General features: G+C 60.5%; 18 protein-coding genes. 7 read left to right on the forward strand and 11 right to left on the reverse strand.

The genetic code is table 11. From position 1 onward, the window contains the following. Positions 1-97: 97 nt before the first annotated feature. From mfd to FHK92_RS03860, 3 genes are read left to right on the forward strand one after another with little or no spacing between them, the layout of a single operon-like run. Entirely contained in the window at positions 98-3547 is a 3450-nt protein-coding gene (gene mfd / locus FHK92_RS03850; protein ID WP_181286903.1) for a transcription-repair coupling factor, read from the forward strand. Between the two features lie 10 nt (positions 3548-3557). After that, complete coding sequence (locus tag FHK92_RS03855) at positions 3558-4124, forward strand: CsiV family protein (RefSeq protein WP_181286904.1); 567 nt, start codon at positions 3558-3560, stop codon at positions 4122-4124. Positions 4125-4135: 11 nt separating this feature from the next. Beyond that, positions 4136-6829 carry a DEAD/DEAH box helicase gene (locus FHK92_RS03860; RefSeq protein ID WP_181286905.1) on the forward strand — a complete coding sequence of 898 codons (2694 nt, stop codon included), beginning with the start codon at positions 4136-4138 and terminating at the stop codon, positions 6827-6829. Positions 6830-6951: 122 nt separating this feature from the next. Here FHK92_RS03860 and FHK92_RS03865 read toward each other — a convergent pair whose 3' ends face one another. The 3 genes from FHK92_RS03865 to FHK92_RS03875 all read right to left on the reverse strand — a co-directional run bounded on the left by FHK92_RS03865 (position 6952) and on the right by FHK92_RS03875 (position 9591). Beyond that, positions 6952-7692: an S-methyl-5'-thioinosine phosphorylase gene (locus tag FHK92_RS03865; RefSeq protein ID WP_181286906.1), complete on the reverse strand. Its 741-nt coding sequence runs from the start codon at positions 7690-7692 to the stop codon at positions 6952-6954. Positions 7693-7702: 10 nt separating this feature from the next. Then, positions 7703-8701 (reverse strand): beta-N-acetylhexosaminidase, encoded by a 999-nt coding sequence (nagZ, locus tag FHK92_RS03870; RefSeq protein ID WP_181286976.1) that lies wholly within the window; start codon positions 8699-8701, stop codon positions 7703-7705. 182 nt (positions 8702-8883) lie between these two features. Further along, the gene (locus tag FHK92_RS03875; RefSeq protein WP_181286907.1) at positions 8884-9591 is read right to left on the reverse strand and encodes a TetR/AcrR family transcriptional regulator; all 708 of its coding nucleotides are present in this window, start codon (positions 9589-9591) and stop codon (positions 8884-8886) included. 240 nt (positions 9592-9831) lie between these two features. On the opposite strand from FHK92_RS03875, the gene lexA reads away from it, so the two are divergent. Together lexA and sulA are read left to right on the forward strand one after the other, a co-directional pair. Continuing rightward, positions 9832-10440 (forward strand): transcriptional repressor LexA, encoded by a 609-nt coding sequence (gene lexA, locus FHK92_RS03880; RefSeq protein WP_030139954.1) that lies wholly within the window; start codon positions 9832-9834, stop codon positions 10438-10440. Positions 10441-10450: 10 nt separating this feature from the next. Next, positions 10451-10924, forward strand: a complete 474-nt coding sequence (gene sulA, locus FHK92_RS03885; RefSeq protein WP_030139953.1) for an SOS-induced cell division inhibitor SulA — start codon at positions 10451-10453, stop codon at positions 10922-10924. A 71-nt stretch (positions 10925-10995) separates the two neighbouring features. Here the strand turns inward: sulA and FHK92_RS03890 are convergent, their stop codons facing one another. The 7 genes from FHK92_RS03890 to FHK92_RS03920 all read right to left on the reverse strand — a co-directional run bounded on the left by FHK92_RS03890 (position 10996) and on the right by FHK92_RS03920 (position 19419). Further along, on the reverse strand, positions 10996-11229 hold the full coding sequence (locus tag FHK92_RS03890; RefSeq protein ID WP_122568400.1) for a hypothetical protein: 234 nt from the start codon (positions 11227-11229) through the stop codon (positions 10996-10998). Positions 11230-11335: 106 nt separating this feature from the next. Then, the gene (locus FHK92_RS03895) at positions 11336-11860 is read right to left on the reverse strand and encodes a DUF6586 family protein (RefSeq protein ID WP_181286908.1); all 525 of its coding nucleotides are present in this window, start codon (positions 11858-11860) and stop codon (positions 11336-11338) included. Between the two features lie 209 nt (positions 11861-12069). Further along, on the reverse strand, positions 12070-14682 hold the full coding sequence (topA, locus tag FHK92_RS03900; protein WP_181286909.1) for a type I DNA topoisomerase: 2613 nt from the start codon (positions 14680-14682) through the stop codon (positions 12070-12072). Positions 14683-14797: 115 nt separating this feature from the next. Continuing rightward, positions 14798-15034, reverse strand: a complete 237-nt coding sequence (locus FHK92_RS03905) for a DUF1653 domain-containing protein (protein ID WP_025212748.1) — start codon at positions 15032-15034, stop codon at positions 14798-14800. 109 nt (positions 15035-15143) lie between these two features. Then, positions 15144-16319, reverse strand: a complete 1176-nt coding sequence (gene fadA / locus FHK92_RS03910) for an acetyl-CoA C-acyltransferase FadA (protein WP_041020098.1) — start codon at positions 16317-16319, stop codon at positions 15144-15146. A gap of 30 nt (positions 16320-16349) precedes the next feature. Then, entirely contained in the window at positions 16350-18497 is a 2148-nt protein-coding gene (gene fadB / locus FHK92_RS03915) for a fatty acid oxidation complex subunit alpha FadB (protein ID WP_181286910.1), read from the reverse strand. 484 nt (positions 18498-18981) lie between these two features. After that, on the reverse strand, positions 18982-19419 hold the full coding sequence (locus FHK92_RS03920) for a hypothetical protein (protein WP_181286911.1): 438 nt from the start codon (positions 19417-19419) through the stop codon (positions 18982-18984). A gap of 102 nt (positions 19420-19521) precedes the next feature. Here FHK92_RS03920 and FHK92_RS03925 point away from each other — a divergent pair, with 102 nt between their 5' ends. Continuing rightward, a complete protein-coding gene (locus tag FHK92_RS03925) occupies positions 19522-19962 on the forward strand; it encodes a universal stress protein (protein ID WP_181286912.1) in 441 nt (146 codons plus the stop codon). A gap of 169 nt (positions 19963-20131) precedes the next feature. Here FHK92_RS03925 and FHK92_RS03930 read toward each other — a convergent pair whose 3' ends face one another. Next, positions 20132-22051: an ATP-binding cassette domain-containing protein gene (locus FHK92_RS03930; RefSeq protein WP_181286913.1), complete on the reverse strand. Its 1920-nt coding sequence runs from the start codon at positions 22049-22051 to the stop codon at positions 20132-20134. A 213-nt stretch (positions 22052-22264) separates the two neighbouring features. Here FHK92_RS03930 and FHK92_RS03935 point away from each other — a divergent pair, with 213 nt between their 5' ends. Next, positions 22265-24193, forward strand: coding sequence for a transglycosylase SLT domain-containing protein (locus FHK92_RS03935; RefSeq protein ID WP_181286914.1), 1929 nt, complete (start codon positions 22265-22267; stop codon positions 24191-24193). Positions 24194-24285 lie beyond the last annotated feature (92 nt).

A 24285-nucleotide genomic window follows, 5' to 3' on the forward strand; every position in this document is an offset into this window, starting at 1 on the left:
TGGTTTTGCGTTCCAGTAGCGTAGTCCGCGACTGACAGCCGGGCCCTTCAGCCGCTACAATTGTCGACTTTGTCGCAACGCTGGAGCTCAACCTTCCGTGCCCGTTCTGCGTCTACCGCTTCTCCCTGCCGCGGCAGGTAAACAGCACTGGGGCAATCTGCCCGGTGCCGCCCTGAGCCTGGCCATCGCCGAGGCCGCTGGCGCTGCAAAGCGCTTCACCCTGCTATTGACCGCCGACAGCCAAAGCGCCGAGCGGCTGGAACAGGAGCTGGGTTTCTTCGCCCCGGATTTGCCAGTGCTGCATTTTCCAGACTGGGAAACCCTGCCCTACGACCTTTTTTCGCCGCACCAGGACATCATTTCCCAGCGAATCGCCAGCCTTTATCGGCTGCCGGAGCTCAGTCATGGCGTTTTGGTAGTGCCTATCACCACAGCCCTACATCGCCTGGCGCCCACTCAGTTTTTGCTGGGCAGCAGCCTGGTGCTGGACATCGGCCAGAAGCTCGATGTCGAGCAGATGCGCACGCGACTCGAGGCCAGCGGCTACCGCTACGTCGACACCGTGTACGAGCACGGCGAGTTCACGGTGCGCGGGGCGTTGATCGATCTGTTCCCGATGGGCAGCAAATTGCCGTATCGCATCGATCTGTTCGATGACGAAATCGAGACTCTGCGCACCTTCGACCCGGAAACCCAGCGTTCCATCGACAAGGTCCAGTCGATCCGCCTGTTGCCGGCCAAGGAATTCCCGCTGCAAAAAGACGCGGTCACTCGCTTCAAGGCCCGTTTTCGCGAACGTTTCGACGTGGATTTCCGTCGCTGCCCGATCTTCCAGGACCTGAGCAGCGGCATCACCCCGGCCGGCATCGAGTATTATTTGCCGTTGTTTTTCGAAGAAACTTCCACGCTGTTCGATTACTTGCCCCAGGACACCCAGGTATTTTCCCTGCCGGGCATCGAGCAGGCGGCGGAAAATTTCTGGAACGATGTGCGCAACCGCTACGAAGAACGTCGTGTCGACCCGTCCCGTCCATTATTGCCGCCCGCCGAGTTGTTCCTGCCGGTGGAAGACTGCTTCGCCCGCCTCAAGAGCTGGCCGCGCGTGGTGGCGAGCCAGCAGGACGTGGAAACCGGCGTCGGCCGGGAACGCTTCCCCGCCAAGCCCCTGCCCGACCTGGCGATCGAAGCCAAAGCCACGCAACCGCTGGCGGCCCTGGCCGGTTTCCTCGACGAGTTTCCTGGTCGCGTACTGTTCACCGCCGAGTCCGCCGGCCGCCGTGAAGTATTGCTGGAACTACTGGAACGCCTGAAGCTGCGCCCGAAGACCGTCGACAGCTGGCCTGACTTCGTCGCGGGCAAGGATCGCCTGGCGATCACCATCGCGCCGCTTAACGACGGCCTGGTCCTTGACGATCCCGCCCTGGCCCTGGTTGCCGAAAGCCCGTTGTTCGGCCAGCGCGTCATGCAGCGTCGCCGCCGCGAGAAACGCGCCGACGCCGCCAACGATGCGGTCATCAAGAACCTCACAGAACTGCGCGAAGGTGCGCCGGTGGTACATATCGACCACGGCGTGGGCCGCTACCTGGGCCTGGCGACCCTGGAAATCGAAAACCAGGCCGCCGAATTCCTCACCCTGGAATACGCCGAGGGCGCCAAGCTCTACGTGCCGGTGGCGAACCTGCACTTGATCGCCCGCTACACCGGCAGCGACGATGCGCTGGCACCGCTGCATCGCCTGGGCTCGGAAACCTGGCAGAAGGCCAAGCGCAAGGCCGCCGAACAGGTGCGCGACGTGGCGGCGGAATTGCTGGACATCTATGCCCGCCGTGCCGCGCGCGAAGGCTATGCATTCGCCGACCCGAAAGCCGACTACGAAACCTTCAGCGCCGGATTCCCGTTCGAAGAAACCGTCGACCAGCAGACCACCATTGAAGCCGTACGCGCCGACATGCTCGCGCCCAAGCCCATGGACCGCCTGGTCTGTGGTGATGTGGGCTTCGGCAAGACCGAAGTAGCGATGCGCGCCGCGTTCATTGCCGTGCACGGCGGCAAGCAGGTGGCGATCCTGGTGCCGACCACTCTGCTCGCCCAGCAGCACTACAACAGTTTCCGCGACCGCTTCGCCGACTGGCCCGTGACCGTGGAAGTGATGAGCCGCTTCAAGTCCGCCAAGGAAGTGAACGCCGCCGTCGCGGACCTGGCCGAAGGCAAGATCGACATCGTCATTGGCACGCACAAGCTGCTGCAGGACGATGTGAAGATCAAGAACCTGGGGCTGGTGATCATCGATGAGGAACACCGCTTTGGCGTGCGCCAGAAAGAACAGCTCAAGGCCCTGCGCAGCGAAGTCGACATCCTGACCCTGACCGCCACGCCGATCCCGCGCACCTTGAACATGGCGGTGTCGGGCATGCGCGACCTGTCGATCATCGCCACACCGCCAGCCCGGCGTCTGTCGGTGCGCACCTTCGTCATGGAGCAGAACAAAAGCACGGTCAAGGAAGCCCTGCTGCGTGAGCTGCTGCGCGGCGGCCAGGTCTATTACCTGCACAACGACGTGAAGACCATCGAGAAATGCGCCGCCGACCTGGCCGAGCTGGTGCCGGAAGCGCGCATCGGTATCGGCCACGGACAGATGCGCGAGCGCGAACTCGAACAGGTGATGAGCGACTTCTACCACAAGCGCTTCAACGTGCTGATCGCCTCGACCATCATCGAGACCGGCATCGACGTGCCGAGCGCCAACACCATCATCATCGAGCGCGCCGACAAGTTCGGCCTGGCCCAGTTGCACCAGTTGCGCGGTCGGGTCGGACGCAGCCACCACCAGGCCTACGCCTACCTGCTGACGCCGCCGCGCCAGCAGATCACCCCGGACGCGGAGAAGCGCCTGGAAGCCATTGCCAATACCCAGGACCTCGGCGCCGGCTTCGTGTTGGCCACCAATGACCTGGAAATTCGTGGTGCCGGCGAGTTGCTCGGCGACGGCCAGAGCGGCCAGATCCAGGCCGTCGGCTTCACGCTGTACATGGAAATGCTCGAACGGGCGGTCAAGTCGATCCGCAAGGGCGAACAGCCGAACCTCGACCAGCCCTTGGGCGGCGGACCGGAGATCAACCTGCGGGTGCCGGCGCTGATCCCGGAAGATTATCTGCCGGACGTCCACGCACGGCTGATCCTCTACAAGCGCATCGCCTCGGCCACTGACGAGGAAGGCCTGAAGGATCTGCAGGTGGAAATGATCGACCGCTTCGGCCTGCTGCCGGAGCCGACCAAGAATCTGGTGCGCACCACGCTGCTCAAGCTCAAGGCCGAGCAACTGGGCATCAAGAAAGTCGACGGCGGGCCCAACGGTGGCCGTATCGAGTTCGAAGCCCAGACCCCGGTCGATCCACTGGTGCTGATCAAGCTGATCCAGGGCCAGCCCAAACGCTACAAGTTCGAAGGCGCCACGATGTTCAAGTTCATGGTGCCCATGGAACGCCCGGAAGAGCGTTTCAATACCGTGGAGGCGCTGTTCGAGCGCCTCACTCCGACCACTGCTTGAAGGACGCCCAATGCGCCTGTTTCACTCCTTGATGTTGTTGATGACCCTGGTTGCCCCTCTGGCGTTGGCCGACGATCTGTATCAGGTGGAGATGATCCTGGTCCGGCAAAATGCCGAGCCAACCATCATCAGCCGAGCCGCGCCGGAAGACTGGGACGCCGGGGCTCGACGCTTGGGCGCCGACAGCCTGCGTACACCGGCAATGGGCAATATCGTCGAAAAACTCAGCGCCAGCGGCCAGTACACCGTGCTCATGCACAAGGCCTGGCAACAGAAACTGGGCGAACAAGGCAGCAAGATCGCCGTCAGCGACGGCACCGAACAGTTTGGCCAGTTTCCCATCGAGGGCACTCTGGAACTCAAGCTCGGCCGCTTCACCGACGTGGACGCTGACTTCTGGATCAACCAGATCGACGCCAATGGCCTGGTCACCGCCAGCGAACGCTTGAAGCAACAGAGCCACACCAAGAATGGCCAGTTGAATTTCCTCGACAACGGCCACCTTGGCTTGCTGATCAAGATCACCTCGTTGACCGCGCCTGCTCCACGGCAGGCACCTGACGTCATTCCAGACTGATCGGCGCGCCTATGCCCTCGCCCCTGAGCAAACCGCTGGCACCTTCCTGGGTCAATCGATTCAAGGAGCAAAGCCTGGAGCGTGGGCGTCGATACGCGCTGGAAAATCGCGTCAGGATCGTCGAGGCCGGCGACAGCACCATCGTTGCCAGTTGCGAAGGCTCCGGTGGCAGCGTTTATCGTCAGACCATTCGCCTCAAGGAGTCAGCCAAGGGCACTTTGATCCTGCTCGAAGCAGCGTGCTCCTGTCCGGTGCGCATCAATTGCAAGCATTGCGCGGCGGTGCTACTGCAAGTCCAGGAAACCCTGGCCTACCCTGCCGCCGAAAAAGACGCGCAGATGCTGGAAAAACTCCAGGCAGTGCTCGACAGCCGCAGCCCCAAGGCGCCGCCGCAAGTCTTGGTGGACAACGTGCAGCCGGTGCCACGCCTGTGGCTGGCGAGCATCGAATTCAGTGCCTTCGAGCCGCGCAACGGCAAGATGCAGCGCTACATCCAGCACCGCGCCGCCCTGTCGTTCAGCTATCTGGATGAATACGTCAGCGGCCAGCGCAACACCGACGTACTGATTCGCCAGGAAACCCAGACGCTGCGGATAAAACGCCACACCGATGTGGAACAGTCCTACCGCGAACAACTGCGAATTCTCGGTTTCAAGATCGCGACCCGACAAAGCAAGGCCTTGCCGGAGAGCGCGGGCGAACTGTACGAAATGGTCAACGACAGTGCCTGGCTGACCTTTACGCTCAACGACCTGCCGAAACTGCGCACCCAGGGCTGGGAATTGCAGATCGATGAAGATTTCGGCTTCGACCTGACGGCGGTAGACGAGTGGTACGCCACGGTCGAGGAAACGCCGGAGCGGGACTGGTTCGACCTGGAGCTGGGGATCATCGTCAACGGCGAGCGACTGAGCCTGCTGCCAATCCTGTTGAACCTGATGCGCTCGCACATCGAGCTGTTCAACCCGGAACGCCTGGCCAGGCGCCGCGATGACGAACTCATTCTGGTCAACTTGCCGCACCGTCCCAACTCGGAGTTCGGCCCACAGCAAGTGGCCCTGCCCTACGGTCGGTTGAAGCCGGTGTTGGCGACCCTCGGCGAGTTCTACCTGCAAGAGCCCGGCACCACCAAGCTGCGCCTCAACAGCGCCGACGCCCTGCGCCTGAACCCGTTGCAGGACATGCCGCTGCGCTGGGAAGGTGGCGAACACATACGCAGCCTCGCCCAACGCCTGCGCGACATCAAGGACTACACCGCCACCGCCCCGAAGGGCTTGAACGCAACGCTGCGCCCCTACCAGCTCGAAGGCCTGAGCTGGATGCAGTCGCTACGGCAATTGGAGGTGGGCGGCATCCTGGCGGACGACATGGGCCTGGGTAAAACCCTACAGACCCTGGCGCACATTCTCAGCGAAAAACACGCCGGCCGCCTGGACCGCCCATGCATGGTGGTGATGCCGACAAGCCTGATTCCAAACTGGCTCGATGAAGCATCGCATTTCACCCCGCAGCTCAAGGTCCTGGCCCTGTACGGTGCCGGGCGCAAGAAACACTTCGAGCGCCTGGCCGATTACGACCTGATCCTGACCACTTATGCGCTGCTGCCCAAGGACGTCGAACGCCTCAAGGCACAGCCGCTGCACGTACTGATCCTCGACGAAGCCCAGTACATCAAGAACCCCACCAGTAAAGCCGCCCAGGCCGCCCGGGAACTGGATGCCCGGCAACGGTTGTGCCTGTCCGGGACGCCATTGGAAAACCACCTGGGTGAACTCTGGTCGTTGTTTCACTTCCTGTTGCCGGGCTGGCTCGGCGACATCAAAAGCTTCAACCGCGACTACCGCGTGCCCATCGAAAAGCGCGGCAGCGACGTGCGATTGCAACACCTCAACGGTCGGATAAAACCGTTCCTGCTGCGCCGCACCAAGGAACAAGTGGCGACCGAACTGCCGCCCAAGACCGAAATCATCCATTGGGTCGAACTCAGCGACGCCCAGCGGGACGTCTACGAGACCATGCGCCTGGCCATGGACAAGAAAGTGCGCGACGAGATCACCCGCAAAGGCGTGGCGCGCAGCCAGATCATCATCCTCGAGGCGCTATTGAAGCTGCGCCAAGTGTGCTGCGACCTGCGCCTGATCAGCGACGCCGCCCTGCCGGCCCGGGGCAGCAGCTCGGGCAAGCTCGACAGCCTGATGGAAATGCTCGAGGAGTTGTTTGAAGAAGGTCGACGAGTGCTGTTGTTTTCACAGTTCACCTCGATGTTGGCGCTGATCGAAGAAGAACTGCAAAAGCGTGGCGTGGAATACGTCATCCTGACTGGCCAGACCAGGGACCGCCGCACGCCGGTGAAGGAGTTCCAGAGCGGGAAGCGTCAGATCTTTCTGATCAGCCTGAAGGCCGGCGGCGTCGGCTTGAACCTGACAGAAGCCGACACGGTGATTCACTACGACCCGTGGTGGAACCCCGCCACCGAGAACCAGGCGACCGACCGTGCCTATCGCATCGGTCAGGAGAAACCGGTGTTCGTTTATAAACTGATCGCCCGCGGCACGGTGGAAGAAAAGATCCAACTGCTGCAGAAAGAGAAGTCCGACCTGGCGGCTGGCGTGCTGGACGGACGCGTGGCGGGAGATTGGAAACTGCAGAACGAAGACATCGAAGCGCTATTCGCGCCGCTGCCGGAAAAACTGGAGAAGCGTTAAAACCCTTTTCGTGTGGGAGCGAGCCTGATCGCGAAGAGGCCGCCAGCCTTCAACATTCTCGCGAGCTAAGCCGCCGCCTTCGCGAGCAGGCTCGCTCCCACCCGGATATTCCCTGGGCTGTTTTAGCCCGCCATCAACACCCGCGCCAAGGTCGACTTCACTTTGCCCATTCCGTCATGCAAAGCCTGCTCGATCTCAGCCATGGTGATCACCGCAGTGGACTTGCCCGCCGCCGGATTCACCACCAGCGCCAGACAGGCGTAGTCCAACTCCAGCTCACGCGCCAGCGCCGCCTCCGGCATGCCTGTCATGCCGACGATATCGCAGCCATCGCGTTCCAGACGGGCAATCTCGGCCACGGTTTCCAGGCGCGGCCCCTGGGTGCAGGCGTAGACGCCGTGGCTGCTATAAGCGCAGCCTTCGGCGGCCAGGGCCGCAATCAATTGCTGGCGCAGCGATTCGCTGTAGGGATAGCTGAAGTCGATGTGGGTCACCGCCTCCAGGTCATCGGCGAAATACGTATGCTGGCGACCGCTGGTGTAATCGATCAACTGGTGGGGCACGCAAAAATGCCCAGTGCCCATCGCTGCGTGAATCCCACCCACTGCGTTGACCGCAAGGATGGCTTCGGCACCGGCCTGCTTCAGGGCCCACAGGTTGGCGCGATAATTCACCTGGTGGGGCGGAAAACGGTGAGGGTGACCATGGCGCGCCAGGAACAGCACCTCACGCCCGGCGTACTCGCCAATCTGTACGTCGGCCGACGGCGCGCCGTACGGCGTCTCTACCGCCAGCGATTGGCGTATGGTCAGGCCTTCCAGCTGGGTCAGGCCGGTGCCGCCGATAATTGCATAAACGGTCATTCAAACGTCCTTAATCAATCAGTTGTGCGGCTTTCAACGCACCGATGGCGGTCAACCAGCGTGGATCCTGGCGGTACTCGGTATTGGCAAAGGCCTGGCCACGCATGCGGGCAATCCGCGCCGACGGCTTGACCTTCAAGCGCTGGGCAGCGCTCAGGGCCAGTTCGGCGGCCGCGCGGTCGTTGCACACCAGGCCCATGTCACAACCGGCCGTTAGTGCCGCCTCGATGCGGCTGGCGGCATCGCCAACCACATGGGCGCCGGCCATGGAAAGATCATCACTGAAGATCACGCCATCGAACCGCAACTCGCCCCGCAGGATGTCTTGCAGCCAACGGCGGGAGAAGCCTGCCGGGCTGGAATCCACCTTGGGGTAAATGACGTGGGCAGGCATTACCGCCGCAAGCTGATTGCTCAGCTTGGCAAATGGCACCAGGTCGTTGGCGCGGATCTGCTCAAGGCTGCGCTCATCCGTTGGGATGGCCACATGGGAGTCAGCCTCGGCCCAGCCGTGCCCAGGAAAATGCTTGCCTGTGGCTGCCATCCCCGCTGCGTTCATGCCACGAATGAAGGCTCCGGCCAACAATGCGGCACGCTCGGGATCACCTTCAAAGGAGCGACTGCCGACCACGGCACTGCGCTGGTAATCGAGGTCCAGCACCGGGGCGAAACTCAAATCGAGACCGACCGCCAGCACTTCGGTCGCCATGATCCAGCCGCACTGTTCGGCGAGGTACTCGGCGTTCGGGTTGTCGGCGATGGCTCGCATCGCCGGCAGGCGCACAAATCCCTGGCGCAGCCGCTGGACCCGCCCGCCTTCCTGGTCAACCGCCAGCAACAGGTCGGGACGGATGGCGCGGATCGCCGCGCTCAGCTCGCGCACTTGCCGCGGGTGCTCGATGTTACGAGCAAAAATAATCAAGCCACCCACTTCGGGTTGGCGCAACAGATGGCGATCCTCGGCCGTCAGCCAGGTACCGGCGACGTCGACCATCAACGAGCCTTGCAGGCCAGCGGTCATAGCAATTCCTTAATAACGATGGGCGCCCACGGCGACGCCTGCACGACAAAACCGCCAGGCTGCACGCCCGACAGTTCGCGCATCGGCGATGAAATATGAAACGAACTTGAAAGGAGAATCGGCATGGGCGGCTAGCTTAGCGGATGTAGCCAGCCACGCCCACCCGTCTGCTATGCCTTGGCGAGCGCCGGAGCCGACTTGCTGCGCGGACGCAATTGCGCTGCCGCCATTGCCTCATCGGTGACACCGCTTTCGGCACGCATGCCGGCGGCCAGGAAAGGCACCATCAGGCGCATCACTTGCTCGATAGAAGTATTCACACCAAAGTCGGTTTCAGCGATAGCCCGCAACGCCTTGATGCCGGACATGCTGAACGCCGCCGCACCCAGCATGAAGTGCACGCGCCAGAACAACTCGATCGGTGGTATGCGCGGCGCAGCCTCATTGACCAGCAACATGTAGCGGCGGAATACCTTGCCGTACATGTCCTCGAGGTAGCGTCGCAAGTGGCCCTGGCTCTGGCTGAACGCCAAGCCCAGCAGGCGCATGAAAATAGACAGGTCGTTGCCGCTACGTGGCTGAACCACGAGCGCCTGTTCGACGAGGATTTCAAGCAATTCTTCCAGGGTAGGCTTGACGTCAGGCTTGGCCTGGCGCCGCTCCAACTCTCGATCAAGACTGATGCAGAACGGCCCGAGGAAACGCGAGAAAACGGCCTGGATCAGGGCTTTTTTCGAGCCGAAGTGATAATTGACCGCAGCCAGGTTTACCCCGGCCTTGCTGGTAATCAGACGCAAAGAGGTTTCAGCGAAACCTTTTTCCGCGAACAACTGCTCGGCAGCATCGAGAATGCGTTCAACGGTTTCCGACTGGGCCATGGCTACTCCGCCTGACAAACACTTGTTTGAAACATACGTTTCAGCCCTCGCGTTGTCAAGTCTGCCGGGACGTTTTGCGAACGACCGGTCAGCTATTTAACCACACCTTGGACAGGCTGTAGCCATGCCTGTCCAAGCGGCCAAGCCAACCGTCTGGCGGCCTGCTGAAAAAGGATGATTGCCAAGCGCCGTTCACTGTATATAATCCCAGTCACTGTATAAAAAGACAGAGCGATCGATATGCTAAAGCTGACGCCACGCCAAGCAGAGATTCTGGCCTTCATCAAACGCTGCCTAGAAGACAACGGCTATCCGCCGACCCGTGCGGAAATCGCCCAGGAACTGGGTTTCAAGTCGCCCAACGCGGCCGAAGAGCACCTCAAGGCGTTGGCCCGCAAGGGTGCGATCGAAATGACGCCTGGTGCATCGCGCGGCATTCGCATCCCAGGCTTCGAAGCCAAGGCTGACGAAACCACTCTTCCAATCATCGGTCGAGTAGCAGCCGGCGCTCCGATCCTCGCCCAGCAACACGTCGAGGAATCCTGCAACATCAATCCTTCCTTTTTCCATCCGAGAGCCGACTACCTGCTGCGCGTGCATGGCATGAGCATGAAGGACATCGGCATCTTCGACGGGGACCTGCTAGCTGTCCACACCACGCGCGAAGCCCGTAACGGCCAGGTCGTGGTAGCGCGGATCGGCGACGAAGTCACCGTCAAGCGGTTCAAGCGCGACGGCAGCAAAGTCTGGCTGATCGCCGAGAACCCCGAGTTCGCCCCCATCGAAGTGGACCTGAAAGATCAGGACCTGGTCATCGAAGGCTTGAGCGTTGGCGTCATTCGCCGCTAAAGGAGGCTTTATGCAATTTCCTCACACACCACAGCACACACAACTTCCGCTGTTCGAGGCTTTCATGGCCCAACCGCTGGCTCCAGTCCTGAAAGAAGTCATCGAGTCGCCTTGGGGCGTCGAACCCGAGGCTTTCAGTGAACTGTCGTTGCGTGGTGCAGCGGGGAATTGCCTGAACCTGCTGGCACCGATCCTGAGGGAGCTGAGCCAGGACCAGGATGCTCGCTGGTTAACGTTGATCGCACCACCCGCCAGCGTCACCCAGGCCTGGCTGCGGGACGCGGGGCTCAATCGCGAGCGAATCCTGCTATTGCAACCACGCGGCAGCCAGAGCGCGCAGCAATTAACCTGCGAAGCGTTACGCCTGGGCCGTAGCCATACGGTGGTTAGCTGGCTCAATCCACTGACTGCGACCGCTCGTCAACAATTGATCAGCGCCGCTCGTACCGGAGACGCGCAGAGTTTGAATATTCGATTGGGCTAAGACAAACGCAGGGCTTCTCCAGAACAGAGAAGCCGGTCGGTAAATCGATTTCAAAAAGCCGACAAACGGGATCAATGAAGAACCCGCGGCCCCTCTTCCTTGCTGAATTCGCCTTCAACCAAGCGTCCTGCCATTTGAACACCCACGCTGAGCATCGCCTTGGCGACTTCAACGTGCTGGCCTTGCAGGAACACCTTGGCATCTTCGGAAAAGTTCAGGGTAACCAGAGAACCCTCGTCTTCAGCCCTGCGCAGCTCGATGCGGCCATCAGGAAGTTCGACGATTTCTAGAAAGGACGTTGGCATAAAAGTCTGTTCTCCACGAAAGGCGGGAATTATATAGTCATCGGTCAGGCTTCGCTCGGGATCTTGACCAAGTGTCGTCAGCGGACATTGCTAGACGAGTGAAAACTCAGCATTCATTCAGCCCCTCTCGAAAGCGAATTGCCAGGCTTTTCAGGTTCTGGCGCCAGCTTTCCAGCTCTTCCCGACTCAATGGCTGTTCGGATTCCTGCTCGTCAAGATTGACCGCCACGATCAACGGCTGGGTCACGTCCCCCTTAGGCTGACGAGGGGCCCGTGGTGGCTGGAACAGTGCCGCATGAGCCGCCAGCAGCCTGGCTAGCCAGGTTTCCGGGTTCTGGGCCAGCTCGACCATTTCAGCCAGTTCGGGGATCGCAACGGTTTCCAACACCTCACGCGTCAACATCAGCTCGGCGCGCGAAGCACTTGCCTGGGGCAAGCGATAGAAACCGGCAATTTCATGACAAAGACCCAACAACGCGCCATACAAGTGAAACAGCACTGACTCACGCCCCGCCTGGATCAGCGCTGGGGAATTCATGGTGCGCCCTTCCTCGGCCCTGGCGAGCGCTTCAAGCGACAGGCCGGCGAAATAAATCTTCTGGTTGGTGCGGGTATAGAGTTCGTGGGCCATGGCGGCATTCTCCCCAACGAAATAAAAGCGTCATGCAGGTGCGACAGTGTCGTGGATGAACCAAAGCCACTGCAAGCCAAAAACCAAAAGGCCGCATGAAAACCTACGGGTTGTCATGCGGCCTTTTACTTGCCTGCAATTGCAAGGGACCGCTACGGCGTCCAGCGGGAGCAAGCCCCCTCGCCATAACAACCCCTCACATCGCTGAGTCAGCGCTTGTCTTCAACGGTCCATTTGCCGCCGTCGTAATACGCCTTCCAGCCAGTAGGCTTGCCGTCGACCTCGGTCTGCACATATTGCTCCTTGGTCTTGCGGCTGTAGCGAATCACTGCGGGGCGGCCGTCCGGATCCTTCTGCGGTGCGTCGCAGAGGAAATGGTACTTCGGATCGATCTCGTCCTTGTGCGGCAGTATCTCAATCACCAACGGCGCCCGAGTCTCGCGGTTCTTCGGGAACTGGCTGGCTGCCAGGAACAGACCGGATGCACCGTCGCGCAGGATGTAGGTGTCGTTGACCTTCTCGCACTTGAGTTCGGGCATCTTCACCGGATCCATCTTCGGCGGCGCAGCGTCACCGCTCTTCAACAGCTTGCGGGTGTTCTTGCAGGTCGGGTTGGTGCAACCGAAGAACTTGCCGAAACGGCCGGTCTTGAGCTGCATCTCACTGCCACACTTGTCACATTCCAGGCTCGGGCCTTCATAGCCCTTGATGCGATAAGTGCCCTCCTCGATCTCGTAGCCGGCGCAGTCCGGATTGTTACCGCAGATGTGCAGCTTGCGCTTTTCATCCAGCAAGTAAGCATCCATTGCCGTGCTGCAGATCGGGCAACGGTGCTTGCCACGCAGCACCAGGGATTCCGATTCGCCCTCGTCGTCCGCAGCGATTTCATCACCTGGCACGAGGTTGACCGTCGCCTTGCAGCGCTCCTTCGGCGGCAGGCTGTAGCCTGAGCACCCAAGGAATACGCCAGTCGAGGCGGTACGGATCTGCATCGGACGACCGCAGGTCAGGCACGGAATATCGGTCATGACCGGTTGGTTGGCACGCATGCCATCGTCCGGACTCTCGGCTACTTCGAGTTTTTTCTTGAAATCGCCATAGAACTCGTCGAGCACGTTCTTCCAGTCCCGCTCGCCCTGGGCCACGTCGTCGAGGTTCTCTTCCATGCCCGCGGTGAAACCGTAGTCCATCAGGTTCGAGAAGCTTTCGGAGAGACGCTCGGTAACGATGTCCCCCATCTTTTCCGAATAGAAACGACGGTTGTGCAACGTCACGTAGCCACGGTCCTGGATGGTGGAAATGATCGCTGCGTAGGTCGAAGGACGACCGATGCCGCGTTTTTCCATTTCCTTGACCAGGCTGGCCTCCGAGTACCGCGCTGGCGGCTTGGTGAAGTGCTGGGTCGGATCGAGTTTGATCAGCTTCATCACGTCGCCCTGGGCCATGTCCGGCAGGACATCGTCATCGCCAGGCTTGGTGATTTGCGGCATGACGCGGGTGTAACCGTCGAACTTCAGGATACGGCCCTTGGCGCGCAGCTCGAAGTCGCCAGCACCGACGCTGACCGTGGTCGACAGGTATTGCGCCGGCAGCATCTGGCAGGCCAGGAATTGGCGCCAGATCAGCTCGTAGAGACGCTCGGCGTCGCGCTCCATGCCCGACAGCTTGCTTGGCTCGGTATTGGCGTCGGACGGACGAATCGCTTCGTGAGCCTCCTGGGCGCCTTCCTTGCTGCTGTAGACGTTGGGCGTCTCCGGCAGGTATTTCTTGCCGAACTCGCTTTCTATATAAGTGCGCGCCATCGCCACGGCATCGGCCGAGAGGTTGGTCGAGTCGGTACGCATGTACGTGATGTAGCCTGCTTCGTACAGACGCTGGGCCATCATCATGGTCTTCTTCACACCGAAGCCCAGGCGGTTGCTCGCGGCCTGCTGCAAGGTGGAAGTAATGAACGGTGCGGAAGGCTTGCTGCTGGTCGGCTTGTCTTCGCGCTTGACGATGCTGTAGCTCGAAGCCTTGAGCTTCTCCAGCGCCGCCATGGCCTGGGCTTCGTTGAGCGGCTTGAAGGCTTCGCCTTTCTCACGGGCCACTTCGAAGCGCACGGTAGCACCCTTGGCGGTGCCGAGATCAGCGTGGACCTCCCAGTATTCCTCTGGAATGAACGCACGGATTTCCCGCTCGCGTTCCACCACCAGTTTCACCGCGACCGACTGCACGCGACCGGCCGACAGGCCACGGGCGATCTTGGCCCACAACAATGGCGAGACCATGTAGCCCACGACGCGGTCAAGGAAGCGACGCGCCTGTTGGGCATTGACCCGGTCGATATCCAGCTCGCCGGGCTGGGAGAAGGCTTCCTGAATGGCCTTCTTGGTGATTTCGTTGAACACCACGCGCTTGTAGCGGCTGTCATCCCCACCGATGGCTTCGCGCAGGTGCCAGGCAATGGCTTCCCCTTCGCGGTCCAAGTCCGTCGCGAGATAGATGGTGTCGGCATCCTTGGCGAGCCGACGCAGTTCTTCGATGACCTTTTCCTTGCCTGGGAGGATCTCGTACTTGGCTTTCCAGCCATGTTCCGGATCGACCCCCATGCGTGAGACCAGCTGCTTGCGCGCCTTGTCTTTCGGCGACAGCGCCGGCGCTTCACCAGCAGCCGCCTTGCCGCGCTTGGCGGCAGGCTCCTTGCTGGCGCTAGCCGAACCGCTGGTGGGCAGGTCTCGGATATGGCCGATACTCGACTTCACCACGTATTGGTTGCCCAGATACTTGTTGATGGTCTTGGCCTTAGCCGGGGATTCCACAATGACCAGCGATTTGCCCATGGATCAGAAAATTCCTGAATTCTAAAAAGTGAAAGGCGGTTGGCGCCTGACGCGGCACCGCTATATATAGTGGCTGCAAGGTGAGGTCAAGGGCGGGGTCTCCCCCAGGTCGGCCTCAAGGCTTGGAAAAAATGCTCTCCTCAGCCTGCACCAAAGCAAAGCGTGGCACCTGTTCGCCGTCAACCTCGACCGACTCCTGGAACATGCTCAAGGGACGCACCCAAAAGCCGTAATCGCCATACAGGGCTTGATAGAAGACCACTTCTTCCTCGGTCTCGGAATGCCGCGCAATGCTGAAAACGCGGTACTGCGGACCTTTGTAATGCTGGTAGAGCCCAGGTTGTATCGGCATGCTTCGGCCCTCACTCCAATTTTTTCAAAATAAAAACAAAATCTTTTTTTACCAAACCCGGAAAAACAAAAACCGGGGCACTTGGCCCCGGCTTCCATCAACGCAACGCTTAGACGCGTTCGAAGACAGTGGCGATGCCCTGGCCGAGGCCAATGCACATGGTGGACACCCCAAAAGTGCCGCCGTTCTGCTTCATGACGTTGAGCAGCGTGCCGGAGATACGCGCACCGGAGCAACCGAACGGGTGACCCAGGGCGATCGCGCCGCCGTGCAGGTTAACCTTCTCGTTCATCTTGTCGAGCACTTTCAAATCTTTCAGCACCGGCAAGGCCTGTGCGGCGAAGGCTTCGTTGAGCTCGAAGAAGTCGATGTCGGCGATGCTCAGGCCTGCGCGCTTCAAGGCTTTCTGCGTGGCCGGTACTGGACCATAGCCCATGATCGCCGGATCCACACCCGCGACAGCCATCGAACGAATCACTGCCATCGGCTGGATGCCCAGGTCCTGGGCACGCTGGGCCGACATCACGATCATGCACGAAGCACCGTCGGTGATCTGCGACGACGTACCCGCCGTCACGGTGCCACCCTTTGGATTGAAGGCCGGCTTCAAGGTCGCCAGGCTTTCCAGGGTGGTCTCCGGACGAATGGTTTCGTCGTAGTCGAACAGTTTCAGGAAGCCGTTCTCGTCGTAACCCTGCATCGGGATGATTTCATCCTTGAACTTGCCTTCCACGGTCGCCTTGTGGGCGAGTTGGTGGGAGCGCACGCCGAAAGCGTCCTGCTGTTCGCGGGTAATCCCGTGCATCTTGCCGAGCATTTCGGCGGTCAGGCCCATCATGCCGGAGGCTTTCGCCGCGTACAGCGACATGTGCGGGTTCGGATCGACGCCATGCATCATGCTCACGTGGCCCATGTGCTCGACACCGCCGACGACAAATACATCACCGTTGCCGGTCATGATCGCCTGGGCGGCGGTGTGCAGCGCGCTCATGGACGAACCGCACAGGCGGCTGACAGTCTGGCCAGCAGCGGTGTGAGGGATCTGGGTCATCAGCGACGCCATGCGGGCGATGTTCCAACCCTGCTCCAGGGTCTGGTTCACACAGCCCCAGATCACGTCCTCGACCTCGTTCGGGTCAACCTTGACGTTGCGCTCCAGCAGCTTGCTGATCAGGTGCGCAGACATGTCTTCGGCGCGGGTATTGCGGTGCATGCCGCCCTTGGAGCGGCCCATCGGCGTACGACCGAAGTCGACAATCACGACGTCTCTAGGATTCAAGCTCATAAATGTTCTCTCGCTCTAGTCGTTGGGCGCTTAACCGAAGAAGCTCTGGCCGTTCTTGGCCATTTCACGCAGCTTCGCGGTCGGGTGGTACAGCGCGCCCAGATCAGCGTACTGGTCAGCCAGGGCAACGAACTCGGCCACACCGATCGAATCGATGTAGCGCAGCGCACCGCCACGGAATGGAGGGAAACCGATACCGTAGACCAGACCCATGTCGGCTTCGGCGGCGGTTTCGACAATGCCATCTTCCAGGCAACGCACGGTTTCCAGGCACAGCGGGATCATCATCCAATTGATGATGTCCTCGTCGGTGACTTCGCGCTGCTCGTAGACGATCGGCTTGAGCACTTCCAGCACCGACGAGTCGGCGACTTTCTTCTGCTTGCCGCGCTTGTCGGTCTCGTAGGCGTAGAAGCCCTTGCCGTTCTTCTGGCCCAGGCGCTTGGCTTCGTAGAGCACGTCGACGGCCGAACGGCGGTCGTCCTTCATGCGGTCCGGGAAGCCTTCGGCCATGACATCGCGACCGTGGTGGCCGGTGTCGATGCCGACCACGTCCATCAGGTACGCCGGGCCCATCGGCCAGCCGAATTTTTCCATGATCTTGTCGATGCGCACGAAGTCTACGCCGGCGCTGACCAGCTTGGCGAAACCGCCGAAGTACGGGAACAGCACGCGGTTGACCAGGAAGCCCGGGCAGTCGTTGACGACGATCGGGTTCTTGCCCATTTTCTTGGCGTAGGCCACGGTGGTGGCGATCGCCAGTTCGCTGGACTTCTCGCCACGGATGACTTCTACCAGCGGCATCATGTGCACCGGGTTGAAGAAGTGCATGCCGACAAAGTTTTCCGGACGCTTGAGGGCCTTGGCCAACAGCGAGATGGAAATGGTCGAGGTGTTCGAGGCGAGGATGGTGTCCTCTTTGACTTTGTCTTCGACTTCAGCCAGTACCGCTTGCTTGACCTTCGGGTTCTCGACTACGGCTTCGACCACCAGGTCGACATGGCCGAAATCGCCGTAGGAAAGCGTAGGACGAATGCCGTTGAGCACTTCAGCCATCTTCGCGGGGGTCATGCGGCCTTTGTCGACGCGGCCGACCAGCAGCTTGGCAGCTTCCGCCAGGCCTTGCTCGATGCCGTGTTCGTTGATGTCCTTCATCAGGATCGGCGTGCCTTTGGACGCCGACTGGTAGGCGATACCGCCACCCATGATGCCGGCGCCGAGCACGGCGGCCTGCTTCACGTCACGGGCGATTTCGTCATAGGCCTTGGCCTTTTTCTTCAGTTCCTGGTCATTGAGGAACAGACCGATCAGGCTCTGCGCGGCGGAGGTCTTGGCCAGTTTCACGAAGCCGGCGGCTTCGACTTCCAAGGCCTTGTCGCGACCGAAGTTCGCGGCTTTCTGGATGGTCTTGATCGCTTCGACCGGCGCCGGATAGTTCGGGCCCGCCTGACCAGCGACGAAACCCTTGGCGGTTTCGAAGGCCATCATTTGTTCGATGGCGTTGAGCTTGAGTTTTTCCAGCTTCGGCTGACGCTTGGCCTTGTAGTCGAACTCACCGCTGATGGCGCGCTTGACGGTCTCAAGGGCCGCTTCCTGGAGCTTGCCAGGTTCGACCACGGCATCCACGGCACCGACTTTCAGCGCATCTTCGGCACGGTTTTCCTTGCCGGCGGCAATCCACTCGATGGCGTTGTCGGCACCAATCAGGCGCGGCAGGCGCACGGTACCGCCAAAGCCTGGGTAGATGCCCAGCTTGACTTCCGGCAGGCCGATCTTGGCCGAAGTGGACATGACGCGGTAATCCGCCGCCAGGCACATTTCCAGGCCGCCACCCAGGGCGATGCCATTGATGGCCACGACGGTCGGGACGTTGAGGTCTTCGAAGTCGCTGAAGATACGGTTCGCTTCGAGGTTGCCTGCGATCAGTTCGGCATCGGGCAGCTTGAAGTTGTCGACGAATTCGGTGATGTCGGCGCCGACGATGAACACGTCCTTGCCGCTGCTGACGATCACACCCTTGATCGAAGCATCTGCCTTGATAGTGTCCACGGCCTGACGCAATTCATTCAGGGTTAGACGGTTGAACTTGTTGACGGACTCACCCTTGAGGTCGAATTTCAGTTCGACGATGCCACTTTCAAGAGCCTTAACCGTGATGGCTTTACCTTCGTAAATCATCAACTGATCTCCACGATATGGAAGCTGAACAGTACACGTTGGACGCTGACCACTGGTTCGGCATTGACATTACCGTCGATGCTACGCCAATCCGCCAGGCACACCCGTCAACGCGATAGTCGGGGTCTGTAGGAGCGCTCTGAAAATACAAACGCTCAATTCATACGCCCGTTTGATTTGGGTACGCCACCTTCACGGAATTTCCGACAATTGTCAATCGCCCTAAACAAGCGTTTGAACGCGACTCCCCGGTCATTTCCGTACCGCACGGATCCGCAACACGGCGCTGCATGAGCGACCATTCATAGAATCAATAATTAGAAAAGTCGCCCTAATTCCAACCGCAACGGATTCAACCGACTACGCTGGTGACAACGTATTTGAGTTGTTTATGCGAAGGTCGTTTCGAATGAACGACCTGAAGAAGCGTTTACCGGCCTGCCTGGCCACCCAGCCCGATGAATCTGTCGGGCTTTTTTACGCGTCAAGCCAACGCCTTGAGCACCGAAGAAATGTCCTGCAAAACAGTGGCCTCGCCTTTTTCGCCCCAGTACAGCGCAACCATCTGCCGATCCGCCTCGACCTTGTAGACATTAGCCGGCAACGTTTTGAAATGACTGAGCAACGATTCATCCTGACAGATTTCCTGCCATTGATTTACCCACACGCCAGGCGCCTTTTGCCAATAACTCCAACTGGCCGGCTGATTGCCCCGCCGGGCCCGATAGTATTGCGCGCACGGGTTTGGAGGCTGCTGGCCAAGCCAGTGAGGCCAGTCTTGCGGAGTCAATTGCATGGCCAGCCCGAGACGCCGCGCCTCCATGCGAAGAGCCATGCGCCCGTTCTGTGCACGGGATGGCCGCAGCCACGCCAGGGGGCTTAATACCACCAACAGGATTGACACCACTATCCAGACCGTCATATCTGTACTCCCGAATTCTGATGAGCCCGTTGACCTGCGTCGCCGTCAATGCGCTTGAAACCAGCCATACTTACCGTATCGCCATTCTCTGGAGTGCTTTCCATGTACTACGAACACATCCTGGTCGCCGTCGACCTTACTGAAGAATGCGATCCAGTCGTCAAGCGAGCCCTCGCCCTGTGCGAAGGCCGGGAAAACAAACTGTCGCTGGTGCACATCGTCGAACCGATGGCCATGGCCTTCGGCGGTGACGTTCCGATGGATCTTTCCCAGTTGCAACAGCAGCAATTCGACCAAGCCAAGGAACGTCTTGACCGGCTGATCGTGAAATACCCTGCCTTGAAAAAGGAGAACAGCCACCTGACCTACGGCCAGCCGCGCCAGGAGATCCATCACCTGGCCAAGGAACAGGGCTGCGACCTGATCGTCGTCGGCAGCCATGGCCGCCACGGTTTGGCATTGTTGCTTGGCTCCACCGCCAACGACGTACTGCATGGCGCGCCTTGCGACGTGCTGGCTGTGCACCTGATCAAGCGCTCGTAAACGGCAAACCGGTGGGAGCGAGCCGGCTCGCGAAAGCGTCATGACAGCCGATATTCCAGTTGGCTGATACACCGCTTTCGCGAGCAGGCTCGCTCCCACACATGACAAGCGCTTTAAATAAAAATCCCGGCACTCATCGCTGAGCGCCGGGATTTTTTACTTCAGCGAATCATGCGTCCAGCTCAGCCCAACGCTCGACCAATGCATCCAGCTCGGCCTGCAATTGCTCCAGGTGCGCAATCACCTTGGCGGTTTCGGCCGCTGGGCGCTGGTAGAAGCCGGCGTCAGCCATCTCTGCCTCCACCGCGGCAATCTGCTGCTCCTTCGCGTCGATATCGCCTGGCAGGGCTTCCAGCTCACGCTGCAGCTTGTAGCTGAGCTTTTTCTTCGCCGGGGCCGGCGCGGCAGCGGCGGCAACCGGCGCCGGCTCGGCCTTGACGACCGCCGAATTGAGGTCGGCCTTGCCCGACTTGCTCTCCGTCACGCCCAGCAGGCGCGGCGAGCCGCCCTGGCGCAGCCAATCCTGGTAGCCGCCGACATATTCGCGAACCAGCCCTTCGCCTTCGAATACCAAGGTGCTGGTGACCACGTTGTCGAGGAAGGCCCGGTCGTGGCTGACCATCAGCACGGTACCGTTGAAGGTCAACAACACCTCTTCCAGCAGTTCAAGGGTTTCCACGTCCAGGTCGTTGGTCGGTTCGTCGAGCACCAGCAGGTTCGCTGGTTTGCTGAACAGCTTGGCCAGCAACAGACGGGCGCGCTCACCACCTGACAACGCCTTGACCGGCGTACGGGCGCGCTGGGGGCTGAACAGGAAATCGCCGAGATAACTCAGCACATGGCGGCTCTGGCCGTCGATGTCGATGAAGTCGCGACCTTCGGCCACGTTGTCGATCACGGTTTTTTCCAGGTCCAACTGATGGCGCAACTGGTCGAAGTAGGCGACGTCGATCTTCGTCCCCTCTTCCACTTTGCCGCTGGTCGGCACCAGGCCGCCTAGCATCAGCTTGAGCAACGTGGTCTTGCCGGTACCGTTGGCACCGAGCAGGCCGATCCGGTCGCCGCGCTGCAGGACCATGGAGAAATCCTTGATCAGGAACGGGCCGTCCGGGTGAGCGAAGCTGACGTTTTCCAGCACCATGACCTGCTTGCCGGATTTATCTGCCGTTTCCAGCTGGATATTGGCCTTGCCGGTGCGCTCGCGACGTTCACTGCGCTCGACGCGCAGAGCCTTGAGGGCACGCACGCGGCCTTCGTTGCGGGTACGTCGGGCCTTGATGCCCTGACGGATCCAGACTTCTTCCTGGGCCAGGCGCTTGTCGAACAAGGCATTGGCGGTTTCTTCCGCCGCCAGCACCGCTTCCTTGTGCACCAGGAAACTGGCGTAGTCGCCGTTCCAGTCGATCAGGCCGCCACGATCCAGTTCGAGGATGCGGGTCGCCAGGTTCTGCAGGAAGGAACGGTCGTGGGTGATGAACAGTACCGCCCCCTGGAAATCCTTCAGCGCTTCTTCAAGCCAGGCGATGGCGCCGATGTCGAGGTGGTTGGTTGGTTCGTCGAGCAGCAAAAGATCCGGCTCGGACACCAGGGCCTGGGCCAGCAGGACGCGACGACGCCAGCCGCCGGACAGCTCGGCCAGGGTCTTGTCGGCCGGCAGTTGCAGACGACTCAACGTGCTGTCGACCAATTGCTGCAGGCGCCAGCCATCACGGGCTTCAAGGTCGTGCTGGACGTGCATCAACTTGTCCAGGTCGGCATCGGTGACGATGTTCTGGCTCAAGTGGTGATATTCGGCCAATAGCGCGCCGACACCATCCAGACCCTCGGCGACTACGTCGAATACGGTCCGCTCGTCGGCCACCGGCAGTTCCTGGGGCAATTCGCCGATTTTCAGCCCGGGCGCGCGCCAGACGGAGCCGTCATCCGGCTTCTGGTCGCCCTTGACCAGCTTCATCATGCTGGACTTGCCAGTGCCGTTGCGGCCGATGATGCACACCCGCTCTCCACGGGCGATCTGCCAGGACACCTTGTCCAACAACGGCATCGCGCCGAAAGCAAGGGACACATCGCTGAATTTGAGCAGGGTCATGAGCTTCTCCAAAAACCGGGCGCGCATTCTACCTGAGAAGAGAGTTCAAAGGTCCGTCAATTTTGTCGCCGAAGCACTCTGTACAACAAATGTCGCGAACTTTTGCCAACAGCCCCGCAAAGCTTTCGCCGGTTGCTGGCAAAAGGCTAAGCTACAGCCAGTTACCCTCGGTTTGCCCTTGGGCTTGTCATGTTTTTTCTGCCCGGACGTATCATGCGCAGTCGCCTTTTCAGTGTCTTATCTTGTTTGTTTGTGTGTGCCACTGCCGTTCAAACCGCCCAGGCGGTGGATATTTCCACCCAGCGCCAATACTACGATGAGGCCAAGCGCGCCTTGGCCAAAGGTGATTCAGGCCCGTATTTTCGCTATAGCCAGGCCCTGCGCGATTATCCGCTGGAGCCGTACCTGGCCTATGACGAACTGACCGCTCGCCTGAAGAGCGCGAGCAATGCCGAAATCGAGAAATTCCTCGCCGAGCACGGCGACCTGCCCCAGGCCAACTGGATGAAACTGCGCTGGTTGCGCTGGCTAGCGGAACGTGGCGACTGGGCGACCTTCGTCAAATACTACGACCCCAAGCTCAACTTCACCGAACTGGACTGCCTCAACGCCCAGTACCAACTCGAGCACGGGTTGAAGGCCGAAGGCTATGCCAACACGGAAAAGCTCTGGCTCAGCGGCAAATCCCAGCCCGCCACCTGCGATGCGCTGTTTGGCGTGTGGGCTGCACAAGGCCAACTGACCGAGCAAAAACGCTGGGAACGAACCAAGCTGGCTGCCCAGGCGCGCAATTATCCCTTGGCTAACAGTCTGGTCAACGGCCTGACCACCCTGGCTCCCCGAGGCAAATTGCTGGTCGATGTCGCGCAGAAGCCCGAATTGCTCAACCAGCCTTCTCGCTTCACGCCCGCCGATGAGCCGATGTCGGACATCGTCAGCCTTGGCCTGCGTCGTCTGGCGCGCCAGGATCCGGAAAAAGCCATGACGCTGCTGGACGGCTACGCCAGCACCATGCGTTTCTCCCGGGATGAGAAAGTCGCCATTGCTCGGGAAATCGGCCTGACCCTGGCCAAGCGCTTCGACAGTCGCGCCTTGGACGTCATGACCCAATACGATCCGGAGCTGCGGGACGACACAGTGTCGGAATGGCGCCTGCGCCTGTTGCTGCGCCTGGCCCGCTGGGACGATGCCTATCAACTGACCCGTCGCCTGCCTGAGTCGCTGGCCTCCACCAATCGCTGGCGCTACTGGCAGGCCCGCAGCCTGGAACTGGCGCAGCCGCAGAATCCCGAAGCGCTGACACTCTACAAACACCTGGCCCGTGAACGGGATTTCTATGGATTCCTGGCCGCCGACCGCTCCCAATCACCTTACTCGCTGACCAACAAGCCACTGGTCATGAGCCAGGCGCTGATCAACAAGGTGCGCAATACGCCCGGCGTCCGCCGAGCGCTGGAGTTTCACGCCCGGGGCGACATCGTCGATGGGCGCCGCGAGTGGTATCACGTCAGCCGGCATTTCAACCGGGACGAAATGGTCGCCCAGGCAAAACTGGCCTACGACTTGAAATGGTATTTCCCGGCCATCCGCACCATCAGCCAGGCCAAGTACTGGGATGACTTGGATATCCGCTTCCCGATGGCCCACCGCGACACGCTGGTGCGCGAAGCCAAGATCCGCGGCTTGCATCCGAGCTGGGCATTCGCCATCACCCGGCAGGAAAGCGCCTTCATGGACGACGCCCGCTCCGGCGTCGGCGCCAGCGGCCTCATGCAGTTGATGCCCGGCACCGCCAAGGAGACCGCACGCAAGTTCAACATCCCCCTGGCTTCGCCCCAGCAAGTGCTTAACCCGGACAAGAACATCCAGCTTGGCGCAGCCTACCTGAGCCAGGTTCACAGCCAGTTCAACGGCAACCGCGTCCTCGCCTCCGCCGCGTACAACGCCGGCCCAGGCCGCGTGCGCCAATGGCTGCGCGGCGCGGACCACTTGAGTTTCGACGTCTGGGTCGAAAGCATCCCCTTCGACGAAACCCGTCAGTACGTGCAAAACGTACTGTCCTACTCGGTGATCTACGGCCAGAAACTCAACTCGCCGCAGCCGCTGGTGGACTGGCATGAGCGGTATTTTGATGATCAGTGAGTGTTAGCGGAAGCTGTACCGGACAAGAAGAAATGCCCGCGTCGAAAGACACGGGCATTTTTTTGGTCGGTTGCTTGGTCAGTGGTAGCCCT

It is taken from the genome of Pseudomonas brassicacearum subsp. neoaurantiaca (genome assembly GCF_013608025.1).
Lineage (GTDB): Bacteria > Pseudomonadota > Gammaproteobacteria > Pseudomonadales > Pseudomonadaceae > Aquipseudomonas.